At 66.9% G+C, this 12,391-nt stretch carries 12 protein-coding genes; 7 read left to right on the plus strand and 5 right to left on the minus strand.

From position 1 onward, the window contains the following. Window positions 1-119: 119 nt before the first annotated feature. The gene (locus ACSQ24_RS06095) at window positions 120-1,331 is read right to left on the minus strand and encodes an MFS transporter (RefSeq protein WP_436093822.1); all 1,212 of its coding nucleotides are present in this window, start codon (window positions 1,329-1,331) and stop codon (window positions 120-122) included. Between the two features lie 137 nt (window positions 1,332-1,468). Here ACSQ24_RS06095 and ACSQ24_RS06100 point away from each other — a divergent pair, with 137 nt between their 5' ends. After that, the gene (locus ACSQ24_RS06100) at window positions 1,469-1,816 is read left to right on the plus strand and encodes an ArsR/SmtB family transcription factor (RefSeq protein WP_436093823.1); all 348 of its coding nucleotides are present in this window, start codon (window positions 1,469-1,471) and stop codon (window positions 1,814-1,816) included. A gap of 283 nt (window positions 1,817-2,099) precedes the next feature. Here the strand turns inward: ACSQ24_RS06100 and ACSQ24_RS06105 are convergent, their stop codons facing one another. After that, complete coding sequence (locus tag ACSQ24_RS06105; RefSeq protein WP_436093824.1) at window positions 2,100-3,482, minus strand: amidohydrolase family protein; 1,383 nt, start codon at window positions 3,480-3,482, stop codon at window positions 2,100-2,102. 327 nt (window positions 3,483-3,809) lie between these two features. Here ACSQ24_RS06105 and zigA point away from each other — a divergent pair, with 327 nt between their 5' ends. From zigA to ACSQ24_RS06120, 3 genes are all read left to right on the plus strand, one after another. Next, entirely contained in the window at window positions 3,810-5,024 is a 1,215-nt protein-coding gene (gene zigA / locus ACSQ24_RS06110) for a zinc metallochaperone GTPase ZigA (RefSeq protein WP_436093825.1), read from the plus strand. 53 nt (window positions 5,025-5,077) lie between these two features. After that, complete coding sequence (locus ACSQ24_RS06115; protein WP_436093826.1) at window positions 5,078-6,376, plus strand: YncE family protein; 1,299 nt, start codon at window positions 5,078-5,080, stop codon at window positions 6,374-6,376. Window positions 6,377-6,568: 192 nt separating this feature from the next. Beyond that, on the plus strand, window positions 6,569-6,970 hold the full coding sequence (locus ACSQ24_RS06120; RefSeq protein ID WP_284171184.1) for a GtrA family protein: 402 nt from the start codon (window positions 6,569-6,571) through the stop codon (window positions 6,968-6,970). 15 nt (window positions 6,971-6,985) lie between these two features. On the opposite strand, the gene ACSQ24_RS06125 is transcribed toward ACSQ24_RS06120, so the two are convergent. From ACSQ24_RS06125 to ACSQ24_RS06135, 3 genes are all read right to left on the minus strand, one after another. Continuing rightward, window positions 6,986-7,681, minus strand: a complete 696-nt coding sequence (locus tag ACSQ24_RS06125) for an aspartate/glutamate racemase family protein (RefSeq protein WP_436093827.1) — start codon at window positions 7,679-7,681, stop codon at window positions 6,986-6,988. Between the two features lie 19 nt (window positions 7,682-7,700). Beyond that, a complete protein-coding gene (locus tag ACSQ24_RS06130; RefSeq protein ID WP_436093828.1) occupies window positions 7,701-8,198 on the minus strand; it encodes a DUF1772 domain-containing protein in 498 nt (165 codons plus the stop codon). 94 nt (window positions 8,199-8,292) lie between these two features. Continuing rightward, on the minus strand, window positions 8,293-9,018 hold the full coding sequence (locus ACSQ24_RS06135; protein WP_436093829.1) for a class I SAM-dependent methyltransferase: 726 nt from the start codon (window positions 9,016-9,018) through the stop codon (window positions 8,293-8,295). 153 nt (window positions 9,019-9,171) lie between these two features. On the opposite strand from ACSQ24_RS06135, the gene ACSQ24_RS06140 reads away from it, so the two are divergent. Genes ACSQ24_RS06140 through ACSQ24_RS06150 form a run of 3 tightly spaced genes read left to right on the plus strand, consistent with a single transcriptional unit; the run spans window position 9,172 to window position 11,668 of the window. Next, window positions 9,172-10,428 carry a class I SAM-dependent methyltransferase gene (locus ACSQ24_RS06140; protein WP_436093830.1) on the plus strand — a complete coding sequence of 419 codons (1,257 nt, stop codon included), beginning with the start codon at window positions 9,172-9,174 and terminating at the stop codon, window positions 10,426-10,428. A gap of 2 nt (window positions 10,429-10,430) precedes the next feature. Beyond that, complete coding sequence (locus ACSQ24_RS06145; RefSeq protein ID WP_436093831.1) at window positions 10,431-11,240, plus strand: inositol monophosphatase family protein; 810 nt, start codon at window positions 10,431-10,433, stop codon at window positions 11,238-11,240. A gap of 44 nt (window positions 11,241-11,284) precedes the next feature. Next, the gene (locus ACSQ24_RS06150) at window positions 11,285-11,668 is read left to right on the plus strand and encodes a VOC family protein (protein WP_436093832.1); all 384 of its coding nucleotides are present in this window, start codon (window positions 11,285-11,287) and stop codon (window positions 11,666-11,668) included. Window positions 11,669-12,391: the final 723 nt, after the last annotated feature.

The following is a 12,391-nucleotide window of genomic DNA, read 5'->3' on the forward strand; positions in this document are numbered from 1 at the left end:
CTCCTGCGGAGCGGCTCTTCAGGATGAGGGCTGAGTTTCCAGACAGATTCTGAGACCGGAACGGCAAACCCGCCCGCCGTGACGGCGAGCGGGCTGAGCGGTCGGTTAGCCAATGCTCATCAGCGCACGGAGGGCGCGACTGCGACCTTGCTGACGCGGGCGGCTTCGCGGGCCGCCGCCTTGCGCCGCCGCGTCGCGATCAGCAGCAAGGCGAGCGCTCCGAGCTCGCAGGCCGCTCCGACGAAGCCGAGCTCCCAGGAGGCGCCATGGCGCAGCACCTGCTGGCCGAGCGCGGCACCCGCTGCGATGCCGATATAGAGCGCCGAGGCATTGAGCGAGAGCGCGACCACGACGGCATCCGGCGCCATCGCGGCGAGGCGCGACATCTGCGAGGGATGGCCGGCCCAGCCGGCGCCGCTCCAGACCATCAGGATCACCGGCAGGACGAAGATCGCCACGGCCGGCGGCAGCGTCACCGCGACGAGCGAAGCGGCGGCCAGCGAGGCGGCGAGCAGGGTCAGCACGAAGGTCAGCGTCGGCACGGGGCCGAAGCGGTCGCTGGCCTGGCCGCCCCACTGGTTGCCGAGCGCCGAGCCGATGCCTGTGATGACAAGCGTCGCGCTGAGCCAGTGGCCGGAGATGCCGGCATGGGCCGAGAGGAAAGGCGCGACATAGGTGTAGAGCGTGAAGGCGCCGGTGGTCCAAAGCGCGGTCGTGCCGAGCGCGAGCAGCACGTCGCCGCGGCGTGCGACCTGCAGCCGTTCGGCGAGCGTATTGGCGCCGCGCGGCAGGCCGGCCGGCATCTTGAACAGCAGGCCGGCCAGAGCCAGCGCGCCGAACAGCGCCACGACCAGGAAGGCGAAGTGCCAGCCGAGCGTGGCGATGGCGGTGCCGAGCGGCACGCCGAGAATCAGCGAGACGGTCATGCCGCCGGTGACCAGCGCGATCGCGCGGGCCCGGCGCTCCGGTGGCACCAAAGCGACGGCGACGGCGTTCGCCGCCGGCATGAATACGCCCGAAGCGAGCGCCATGACGATGCGCGCCAGCATCAGCCAGGTGAAATCGTTGGTGAAGGCGGCGACAAGATTGGCGAGCGTGAAGATCGTGAGCGAGCCGACGAGCACGAGCTTGCGGTCGAGATTGCCGAACAGCGTCGAGAGCACCGGCGAGCCGATGGCGTAGGCGATGGCGAAGATCGAGATCAGCAGGCCGGCTGTGTCGACGCTGACGCCGAAGGCGGCGGCGAGGTTCGGCAGGATGCCGGTGATGACGAGGCTGCCGGTGCCGATGGCGAAGGCGCCGCCGGCCAGCAGGAGAAGACGGATGTCCATGGCAGAGCGCTCCGTGCGGATTTGCCGACTATTTCAATGATCATTGAATCATGGGCGTCGGCCGACCACGAGTCAATCTTAAATTCAAGGATCATTGAAACTTGTCAGGAGCGACCGATGCAATTAAGTCGGAGGTGATGAAGCAGCTCTTCCATCCGGAGATCGAGGACGTCCTGCCGGCGGACGTGTTCGCGGCGCTGGGCGATCCGATCCGGCTCGGCATCCTGGTCTCGCTCGCCGATTGCGAGGAGATCGACAAGGCGCGCTGCGGCGCCTTCACCGAGCTCGCCTCGCCCTCGCTGCTCTCCTACCACTTCGCCAAATTGCGCGAGGCCGGGATCACGCGGTCGCGGGCGGAGGGGACGGTGCGCTTCCTCAGCATCCGCCGCGAGGAGTTCAACCGGCGTTTCCCCGGCCTGCTCGACAGCGTGATCGAGACGGCGCGGCGGGACCCGTCCGTGCCGCGCGCCAAGCTCGCCGTCTGAGTCTTTCGTCGTCAGGGTCGGGACAACGGTGCGGCTCCCGGCTCGTACGATGCGCCGAACCTTCTCCAGCGGGTGATGAAAGACCCGTCATACGCGGGGAACCCTCTCCTGAAAGGAGAGGGCAGGGTGAGGTGTTGGCGGCTTGACCAGTGAGGTGTCGCGCTCACCGCGCGGTCAGGTTCAGGCTTACGATGCCTCTCCCGAACACCTCACCCCTGCCCCTCTCCCATCCGGGAGAGGGGTTCCCCGCGCCAATCTCGTCTGCCGGGGACATCGCGGTCAGCTAACCGCAGCACGGACACCCCGGCCCGAACACCGCCCGGCTGCCGAGCGCCGCGAGCCTTCCGCGCCAGCCGGGGACATGCTCCCTGATCCGCGCCATCGTCCTGTCGCGGTCAAGGTGCGTCGGGCGGCCATCCTCGACCACGATCGCTCCGTCGACGATGCTCGTCACCACGTCGCTCGCCCGGGCATAATAGACCAGCGCGGCGTAGTCGCCGTAATAGGGTTGGAGGTGCGGGCGGTCGATGTCGACCATGATCAGGTCGGCCTTCTTGCCCGGTTCGAGCGAGCCGATTTCGTCCTCAAGGCCCATGACGCGGGCGGCGCCGATCGTGTGCAATTCCAGCGCCTGCGCGCAGGAGAGGGCGGTCGGGCTGGCGAGGCGCAGGCGCATGGCGTTGAGGGCGTTGCGCATGCCCTCGAACGGGTCGTTCAGCATCCAGTCGGTGGCGAAGCCGGCCCTGATGCCGCGCGCCATGATGTCCTCGAGCGGCGGATAGCGGCCACGGCGCGGATAGATCGTCGGGCAATGGGCGTAGGCTGCGCCGCTCTCCTGGACGGCGTCGAGATCGCCCGTCCCGGCGAAGACGAGATGGGCGAGCACGACGTCCGGGCCGAGCATGCCGACATCCCTGAGGAATTCGACCGGGCCGCAGCCATGGGCCGCCTTGATCTGCTCGACTTCGGCCGCGCTCTGCGCGGCGTGGATGTGCATGCCGATGCCGAGCCGGGCCGCCTCGGCGCGGGCAGTCCGAAGTAGGTCGGCCGAGCAGGTGTCGGTGGCGTGCGTGCCGATGCGCGCGGTGATGCGGCCATTGACGGCGCCATGCCAGCGCTCGGCGAAGGCGACGCCGTCGCGCAACCGCTCCTCGCCGATATCAGGATGATGCGTGTAGTCGCCGCGCCAGAGCTCGTGCAGGCGGACATCGAAGACCTTGTGGGCGATCTGGGCGCGCAGGCCGCAGGCCTCGACCGTCTCGGCGAGCCGGTGCGGCGCGTACCAGATGTCGTTGATGCTGGTGATGCCAGCCTGGAGCATATCGGCGCAGCCGGCCTCGGCCAGCAGTGCCCACTCATCCTCCGTGATGTCCTTTTCCATCCGGAAGGCGACTTCGAGCAGTGCCGCCTTGGCCGCGTGGTCGTCGGTCTGGCTGCGGAAGACCAGCGACGCCGCGTGCGAATGGCAATTGACGAAGCCGGGCAGCACCGCCCGTCCGGCGCCATCAAGCGTACGGGCCGGCGCCCAATGTCCCTCCGGCTGGCGCGGGCCGGCATGGAGGATGCGCCCGTCCGCGATCGCGACCTCCCCATCCGGGATCACCGGCATGCCGGGGCTGACCGGATAGAGGAATTCGGCACGGACCAGCAGGTCGATCTCGATCATGCGGCCCTCCATCGGCATCTAGAGGGCAGCTTAGCGCCGTTCGGAGACTTCTGAAGCCCTCGTGCCGAGAGTCTGGCCGATAGTGAGCGTCATGATTTCAAGGAGCTCTTGCTTCCCAAAAAGCGCGTGTCGTCCCGGGCGACCGGAGGGAGACCCGGGACCCATTCCGGAACCTCAATCGGGAAGGCTCCGGAATGGATCCCGGAGCTCCGCTCCGCTGCGTCCGGGACGACAGCGCGATGGAATGCGGAAGCTCCAACGACAGTCTTGCGTCCCGGGATCGGTCTCGCTATGAAATGTTACAACATAACAATATAGGAATCCGAGATGGACGCCCGCCTTCCCGTCACCGTGCTTTCCGGCTTTCTCGGCGCCGGCAAGACGACGCTGCTGAACCACGTCCTCAACAACCGCGAGGGCCGCAAGGTCGCGGTCATCGTCAACGACATGAGCGAGGTCAACATCGACGCCGACCTCGTCCGCTCCGGCGGCGGCGACCTGTCGCGCACCGACGAGAAGCTGGTCGAGATGAGCAATGGCTGCATCTGCTGCACCCTGCGCGACGACCTCCTCGCCGAGGTCAGCCGGCTCGCGCGAGATGGCCGCTTCGACTACCTCTTGATCGAGGGCACCGGCATCGCCGAGCCGCTGCCGATCGCCGCCACCTTCGAATTCCGCGACGAGGACGGTTTCTCGCTCTCCGATCTCGCCCGGCTCGACACCATGGTGACGGTGGTCGACGCGATGAACCTGCTCAGGGATTACGGCTCGCGCGACTTCCTGCGCGAGCGCGGTGAGACCGCCGGGGAGGGCGACGAGCGCACGCTGGTCGATCTCCTGGTCGAGCAGATCGAGTTTGCCGATGTTGTCGTGCTCAACAAGGTCAGCGATGCCGGGCCGGAGGCGACGGCGCGGGCGAGGCTGGTGATCCGCGCGCTCAATCCGGATGCGCGGCTGATCGAGGCTGATTTCGGCCGCGCGCCGCTGGATGCGATCCTCGACACCGGCCTGTTCGACCATGAGAAGGCGCAAGCGCATCCGCTCTGGCACAAGGAGCTCTACGGTTTCAAAGACCATGTGCCGGAGACCGAGGAATACGGCATCGCCTCCTTCGTCTACCGGGCGCGCCGGCCGTTCCATCCCGAGAAGTTCAACGCCTTCCTCGCCCGAAGCTGGTCCGGGTTGATCCGGGCCAAGGGGCATTTCTGGCTGGCGACCCGGCCCGAATGGGTCGGCGAAATGTCGCTCGCCGGCGCGATCTGCCGGACCGAGGCGATGGGCTTCTGGTGGGCGGCGGTGCCGCGTCCGCGCTGGCCCGACCATCCGGAATGGCGCGCCATCCTGAACCGGCACTGGCACTCGGTCTGGGGCGACCGCCGGCAGGAGCTGGTCTTCATCGGCGCAGGGATGGACGAGCGCGCCATTCGCGCCGGGCTCGACGCCTGCCTCCTCGGCGAGACGCCGACCATCGCCTTCAAGCCCGAGCGCTATCGCGACCTGCCCGACCCGTTCCCGGCCTGGCGCCGGGCCGATGCTGCCTGAGATCCCAGCCGACCCGTTCCACCGCTCCCTTACTGTCCGTCCTGGAGATTGCCATGCGTCCGCTTTCCCTGTTGTCCACGCTCGCCATTTCGGCCGTGCTTTCGAGCCTGCCGGCCCTCGCCCATGACCATGCCGTGCTGCGCGGCCGTCTGGTCTTCGCCGATCACGAGAAGCCGGTCGTGCGCGTGCTCGATCTCGACACCGGCGAGGTCACCCACAATTTCGACTTGCCCAAGGCCAATCCCGGCTTCGCCACGGCGCAGGGCGGCCGCTTCGTGGTGATCAAGACTGGCGACGATGCGGGGACGATCCGCTTCCTCGACACCGGCCTGACGATCGAATCGCATGGCGACCACAACGACATCGAGAAGGGGGCGGTGAAGCTCGTCGACCTCACGCTGACCGGCCAGAAGCCGGCCCATGTCATCTCGGGCCATGGCCAGCTCGCTTTGTTCTATGACGGCATCCGGCCCTGGGACGGCCAGAGCACGGCGAAGGCGGTGCTGGTCGCGATCAATGATCTCGCCAAGGACAAGCCGCAGCTGACGGAATGGCCGAGCCCGGGGCCGCAGCACGGTATCGTCGTGCCGATGGGCGAGGGGCGCTGGCTGATGTCGGTGCCGAATCCGGCCTATGTCAAAGGCGATGACCGCAGCGCCTCGTCGCGGCCGGATGGCTTCGAGATCCTCGACCGGACGAAAGGCGGCTGGGCCAGGCTCGCCTCCTTCAACGATCCGGCCAAGCCCGACGCGTCCTGCAAGCTCTATCACGGCCATGCCGCGGCCGATGGCCGCCATGTCTTCGGCTGCGCCGAGGGCGAGGGCGGCGGCATGCTGGTGCTGTCGCAGGCCGGCGCCAAGTTCAGCGCGCACAAGCTCGCCTATCCGGACGAGCGCCGGATCAGCGCGATCAAGGCCAGGGTCGGCGCCAAGTTCATGGTCGCCAATTACGGCAAGACCTCGCCCTATGACGGCCTGATCAGGGTCGACCCGACCGCCAAGTCGCTGTCAGCAGCCGATGTCCTGCCGGTGCCCGGCGGCCAGTCGGCCTGCCAGTTCGAACTCTCCGGCAATGGCAAGCGGCTCGCCAATCTGACGCCGGACGGCAAGCTCAAGGTCTACGACGTCGCCGCCTGGAAGGAGCTCGCCAGCTTCGACGCCGTGCCGGCCTTCGATTGTCAGTACGGTGCCAGGACGCCGACGCCCTCGCTCGCGGTCGTTGGCGGCAGCGCCTATGTCAGCGACCCCACGAATGGCCGCATCCGCGAATACAATCTCGAGACGCTGAAGCAGGCGCTCGACCTGCCGGTCGAGGGCATGCCCGCCAATCTCGCCGGCAGCGATGCGGGCTGATCCCATGCCGTCATTCCGGACAAGCGGCGAAGCCGCGCAGCTCCGGAATCCATCATAGAGCGTCGAGCCTTACGATGGATTCCGGCGCTCCGCTTCGCTGCGGCCGGAATGACGTGGTTATTTGGGTAATCAGTTGGCGAAGCTGAGGTTCTCGTAGGCTTCCGTTCAGCATCCGGGCTATAGGCATCCCGGATGCTGCAACGTCTTCCTCGCCACAGCCGCCAGGTCATCGCCTATGCCTTCTCCGGCGGGGTGACGGCTGTCGCGCATTACGCGCTGCTGATCGGCCTGGTCGAGCTCGGCGGGGTCGACCCCGTCCCGGCCTCGCTCGCCGGCTTTGCGCTCGGTGCCGTGGTCTCCTACACGCTGAACCGCTGGCTCACCTTCGAGGCGACGCGGACCCATGGCGAGGCGAGCTGGCGCTTCGGCCTGATCGCCTTCGGTGGCTTCCTGCTGACCGGCGTGCTGATGCACCTCTTCGTCAAGGTCGCCGGCTTGCCCTATCTGCCGATGCAGGTCGTCACCACGCTGATCGTGATGATCTTCACCTTCGCCGGGCACAAGTTCTTCTCCTTCGCCGATCGGGCGGAGTGAGAGGCTGCTCCGCTTCTAGGACGGGACGCCGCTCAAGGTCTTGCGCCCCGCAGCCAGGTCGGCGAGCAGTGCGACATGGACGTCCAGGGCATCGATCACCCTGTATCCCGGGTCCTGCCCATCGAAAGCCAGATTGAGATCGGTTCCGGCGAGAACGATGGCGTCGACCCCGGCGGCGACCATGCGTCGTCCCGCATCGAGAAACAGCTCCCGCTGGGCGGCTGAGCAGGTGCCGGCGACCGCGACGTCCTGATAGGCCTGACCGAGGATCTCGATCTCTTCGTCCAGCGCCAAGGCGTCGGTGCGAGCGAGCTGGCCGTAAAGGCGCGTGCGCATCACCACCCGCGTGCCGAGAAGCCCGACCCGCTTGATACCCTGCTCGACGAAATAGGCGTCGAGCGGAGCGACAGCCGAGACGATCGGCAAGGGTGACAACGCCATCAGCTCATCCAGGCAGAAATGCGCGCCGAGCGAGGACAGGGCGGCGCAATCGCAGCCCGCGTCCTTCAGGCGCGTGACGAGAGGCAGAAACGCCTGTGCCTGCTCGGTCCTGCGGTCGGCCAGATTGTTGCGGATCAGTTCCTGGATCTCGCCGTGAACGATCGTGAGCTCGAGCTTCGGTATGCCACTCGCCGCTGCGGCTGCCGTCAGGCGCTGGTAGTAGACCACCGTCGCCGCAACGCCGATGCCTCCGATCAAGCCGATATGCATTGGATTCGTCCTCGCGTGATCAGGCCTGGCCGGCGGCGTAGAGCGCCCAGCCGATGAGCAGCAGGGTGACGAAGCTCGCCAGCGTGCGGACATGGTTCCACAGCGTCCAGGGGCCGGAATAGGTCTGCCAGAGCGTCCGCGCCGCCTCGGCATCGGTGGGGATCGTGGCGATGGCGAGCGCCTCGTTCATCGGCACATTGGCGAGGATGGTGATGAGGAAGGCACCGACCAGATAGACCAAAGCGGCGAGCGCCAGCAGCAGCGCGACCTGGCCGGCATCCTGCTTCCACCACAGCCCGGCGGCGATGAGCGCCACCACCGGCGTGCCGAAGAAGGCCGGGAAGAATATCGCGTTGCGCACGACGACGTTGATGCTCTGCATCGAGGCGATCGCCGCCTTCGGATCGACCGCATCGAGCGCCCACATCACCGACATCGAATAGGCGTAGAAGAAGCCGGCCATCGCGCCGGCCAGGATCAATGCGACGAAGGTGAGGGCAAGCGCGAGCGAGGTCATGGCGTCAAACCTCTGGAGCCCGTTCCGATCAGCTTGCGCTGCAAGCTGATCGGTAAAACGGTCTCCATCTAAGAGTGAGAGACGGATTCACCGATCAGGTTGGACCAACCTGATCGGATCCGGCTCTGGTGAGCTGCTTCCTGGCCGAGAAGGCCATGCGATGCGGGTTGTGACCGAAATTCTGGCGGCGTGTGACGCCCTTGAAGCCGGCGGCCTCGACCAGAGCCGTGATGCCGACGGCGCTGTAGGTCGAGAGGCCGTATTGGGCGCGCAGCTTGCGGTAGTCCGAGAAGGCGGTGCGGACCAGCCCGCCGAGCGCCGCGACGAGGAAGCCGCCGCGCCAGGCGAAGCCGAGCAGCTCGGTCGCGTCGGTCAGGGGCGAGAGATCGGGCGGGATCACGTCGGCGAGGATGAGCTCGCCGCCTGGCTTCAGCTTGGCGAGCCAGGTCGCCAGCGCCCGCTTCAACTCGTCCTCGCTCAGATACTGGATCAGTGAGTTGGCGACGACGAGGTCGAGCGAATCATCCGGCAGCGCCTCGACCTCTTCCGGCGAGACGACCGAGAGATTGGCGAGCGCACCGAAACGGGCCTTCAATTTGTCGCGGACGGTCGGGGCCGCCTCGCACAGGATCAGCCGGCCGCTGGCCGCGGCGACGAGATCAGCCGAGAGCGCCTCGCCACAGCCGACATCGAGCACGACAGCGTCCTTCGATGGGACGGCGGCGGCGATGTCCTGCGCGATACGGCGATAATGCAGGGCCTTGTGGCGATCCGAGACGTAGATCGCATGCTCGCCGTTCCAGAAATCGCGCCAGGACATCGGGTTTCCCGTTTCGAGAATGGCGCCGACGCGCCTTCGCCTTAGCCCTAGCATGACCGCAGCGACTGTGGAGTCAGGTTGATTGCACGCGAGGTTTGTGCTGCCTCAGACGAGCCAATAGCTTGCGCGCGACCGACCGGAGCCTGCCCGACCATGCTGCTGTTGCCGAAACTCCTGAAGCGCTCGATCCGCAAGGGGCGCCTGACCGTGATCGCGCCGGATGGAAAGCGGCATGTCTTCGGGCCGGGCCGGACCGAGTTCGTCTTCGCCGGCAAGCCCGTCGTCGCCGGCGAAGTGACGGTGCGCTTCAAGGATAACCGGATCGAGCGCGAGCTCTTCCTCAATCCCGAGCTGGCGCTGGCCGAAGGCTATATGGATCAGCGTATCGAGTTTGAGGACGGCTCGACCATCCACGACCTTTTGACGCTGTTCTGGATCCAGCGCAGCGAACTGCGCAAGCATCCGCTGCAGGCGGCGATCCGCAAGGTGCGCTTCAAGATCCGACGCTGGCGGATGCACAACCCGCTTGGTATCGCCGGCAAGAAGGTGAAGCACCACTACGACATCCCGACCGATTTCTATCGGCTCTGGCTCGACGAGACGATGACCTATTCCTGCGCCTACTGGCACAGCCCCGAGGTCGGGCTCGAAGCCGCGCAGAAGGCCAAGCTCCGGCATCTAGCGGCGAAGCTGAAGATCGAGCCGGGCATGCGCGTGCTCGACATCGGCTCGGGCTGGGGCGAGCTTTCGATCTATCTCGCCAAGGCCTGTGGAGCCAAGGTCACCGGGCTCAACGTCTCGCCCGACCAGATGGCGGCGGCGCAAAAGCGGGCGGAAGCCGCCGGCGTCGGCGATGCCGTGAACTTCATCAACAAGGATTATCGCGAGCTGACCGGCACCTTCGACCGCATCGTCTCGGTCGGCATGATGGAGCATGTCGGCGTCGCGCATTACCTCGAATATTTCGAGAAGATCCGCGACCTGCTCACGCCGGACGGGATCGCGCTGGTCCACTGCATCGGCCGCGTCGGCCCGCCCGGCTTCACCGGACCGTTCTTCGACAAGTACATCTTCCCCGGCGGCTATGCCCCGGCGCTGTCGGAGGTCTTCGCCGCGGTCGAGCAGACCGGGCTCTGGCATTCCGACTGCGAGTTCTGGCGCCGGCACTACCACTGGACGCTGGAAGCCTGGCGCGAGCGCTTCATGGCGCACCGGCCGGAGGTGGTCGCGATGCTGGGCGAGCGCTTCGCGCGGATGTGGGAGTTCTATCTTTCCGCCTGCTCGATCTCCTTCGACATCGGCGGCGACATGGTCTTCCAGCTGCTGCTCGGCCCGCACAAGAGCGCCGTACCGGTGGTGCGGGACTATATCACTGAGGTGGAAGCCGAGCTGGAACAGCGGGGCTTCTAGCGATGGCGGGAAGGGTGCCGATCGAGCAGGTCTCGGACCTGCTGCGCGAGGTTGCGGCCGAGGCGGTGATGCCGCGCTTCCGGCGGCTGGCGGAAGCCGAGGTCCGGCTGAAATCGCCCGGCGAAGAGGTCACCATCGCCGATGAGGAAGCCGAGCGGCTGCTCACCGCCGGGCTATCGGCGCTGCTGCCCGGATCGCGGGTGATCGGCGAGGAGGCGGTCTCGGCCCGGCCTGAACTGATGCAGGGGCTGGGCGAGGGCACGGTCTTCGTGGTCGATCCCGTCGACGGCACCGCCAATTTCATCAAGGGCAGCCCGTGCTTCTCGATGATGGTGGCGCTGCTGCGCGAGGGCGAGGCGATCGCCTCCTGGATGCTGAGCCCGGCGACGGGGGCGCTCCATGTCGCCGAGCGCGGCTCGGGCGCCTGGGTCGATGGCGAGCGCGTCAGGGTCGGGCAGCCACCGCAATGGACCGGGCTGCGCGGCGGCGTGCTGACCCGCTTTCTGCCTGCCGAGACCACGGCGCGGGTGCAGGCCAATGGGCGCGATCTCGCCGCCATCCTGCCGGGGATGCACTGTGCCGGCGAGGAATACCCTGCGATCGTGCGCGGCGAGCAGCACTTCGTGGTGTTCTGGCGCGGTTTGCCCTGGGACCATGCGCCGGGTACGCTCTTCCTCGAAGAGGCCGGCGGCCGGGCGGCCAGGTTCGACGGACGTCCCTACAGGCCGGCCGAGCCGGGCTTCGGCATCCTGGCGGCGCAATCGCCCGAGCTGTGGGACGAGCTGCAGCGGCGACTGTTCGCGGAAACCTGAGACGGATCCCACGCTGCTCGCAGATCGAAATCCAGGTGGCCGTGATGGCGAAGCTGAAAGAGATCGTGATCGATTGCGATGCGCCGTCGCGGGTCGCACGCTTCTGGGCCGCGGCGCTCGATGATTTCGAGCTGCGGCCCTATGACGATGCCGAAATCGCGCGGCTGGCGGCGCTCGGCCTGACGCCCGAGACCGACCCGTCGGTGATGCTCGACGGGCCCTCATTGACGCTGTGCTTTCACCTGCGGACCGGGCCTCGTCCCGAGCGTAATCGCATCCATTTCGACATCCAGGCCGCCCATCGTTCGGCGGAAGTGGCGCGACTGACCGCCCTCGGCGCGACTTTCCTGCGCGAGACCGAGCAATACACCGTGTTGCGCGATCCAGAGGGAAACCAGTTCTGCGTCGTGGCTGCCAAACCGGATTAGCAGCGCCTTCGCATCGAGTGGTTGCTCAAGCCAAGTTCACGCTGGTCAACGGTTGGTCGGTCGCACTCAAAACCCCGCCGGCTTGGCGCCGCGAGGGTTTGAGGCAGGACGCCATCCGAGGGAGGCGCGGGGCCAAGGCGGCGTCGCAGTCGACGGCTGCGTGCCGAATGTCGATGTCGAATTGTCGAGGCAGCGCCACTGGCCACTGCCCGAACCCCGCGCGCGGTTTTCTTTTGAGTTCTCGCCGTGTGTTGCGTCCGGCTGGACCGGGGTGCCTGCCCCGAACGACGAAACCCCTCCGTGGTGGAATGAGCGGACTCTGGTCGCAAAAGTGGTTCGCACTTTTGCGGAGCGCACTCATTCGGGCTTGCAAGGCCCTGTCGCCACAAACACCGCTCTCCCGCCCGGCCTCATGATGCCTCGCGAAGCCCCCTCGGTTCGGGCGGGACGGGGAGAAGCATAAAGCAGGTTTTGGGGGCGGGGATTGATTGGGAGTCTATCCCCGCCGGAAGCCGCGATGTGTGAAGCGAGGGCGCGGGGAACCCTTCTCCCGTGTGGGAGAAGGGCAGGGATGAGGGCCTGCCCAATCCGTAGAAGGCACAACGGCGCCGTTGCATTCAAATAATCTGCGGCGGTCCCTCACCCCTACCCCTCTCCCATCCGGGAGAGGGGTTCTGCGTCGCGGTTTCCGCGGCCGTCTTACGTTGAAGCGAAGGCGTGGAT

It is taken from the genome of Allobosea sp. LjRoot237 (assembly GCF_964253285.1).
GTDB lineage: Bacteria > Pseudomonadota > Alphaproteobacteria > Rhizobiales > Beijerinckiaceae > Allobosea.

Bases quoted from the DNA above. Each gene is read 5' to 3' on its own strand.
- ACSQ24_RS06115 (WP_436093826.1), top strand. From the start codon at position 5,078: ATGCGTCCGCTTTCCCTGTTGTCCACGCTCGCCATTTCGGCCGTGCTT.
- zigA (WP_436093825.1), top strand. From the start codon at position 3,810: ATGGACGCCCGCCTTCCCGTCACCGTGCTTTCCGGCTTTCTCGGCGCC.
- ACSQ24_RS06140 (WP_436093830.1), top strand. From the start codon at position 9,172: ATGCTGCTGTTGCCGAAACTCCTGAAGCGCTCGATCCGCAAGGGGCGC.
- ACSQ24_RS06130 (WP_436093828.1), bottom strand. From the start codon at position 8,198: ATGACCTCGCTCGCGCTTGCCCTCACCTTCGTCGCATTGATCCTGGCC.
- ACSQ24_RS06100 (WP_436093823.1), top strand. From the start codon at position 1,469: ATGAAGCAGCTCTTCCATCCGGAGATCGAGGACGTCCTGCCGGCGGAC.
- ACSQ24_RS06105 (WP_436093824.1), bottom strand. From the start codon at position 3,482: ATGATCGAGATCGACCTGCTGGTCCGTGCCGAATTCCTCTATCCGGTC.
- ACSQ24_RS06150 (WP_436093832.1), top strand. From the start codon at position 11,285: ATGGCGAAGCTGAAAGAGATCGTGATCGATTGCGATGCGCCGTCGCGG.
- ACSQ24_RS06120 (WP_284171184.1), top strand. From the start codon at position 6,569: ATGCTGCAACGTCTTCCTCGCCACAGCCGCCAGGTCATCGCCTATGCC.
- ACSQ24_RS06135 (WP_436093829.1), bottom strand. From the start codon at position 9,018: ATGTCCTGGCGCGATTTCTGGAACGGCGAGCATGCGATCTACGTCTCG.
- ACSQ24_RS06095 (WP_436093822.1), bottom strand. From the start codon at position 1,331: ATGGACATCCGTCTTCTCCTGCTGGCCGGCGGCGCCTTCGCCATCGGC.
- ACSQ24_RS06145 (WP_436093831.1), top strand. From the start codon at position 10,431: ATGGCGGGAAGGGTGCCGATCGAGCAGGTCTCGGACCTGCTGCGCGAG.
- ACSQ24_RS06125 (WP_436093827.1), bottom strand. From the start codon at position 7,681: ATGCATATCGGCTTGATCGGAGGCATCGGCGTTGCGGCGACGGTGGTC.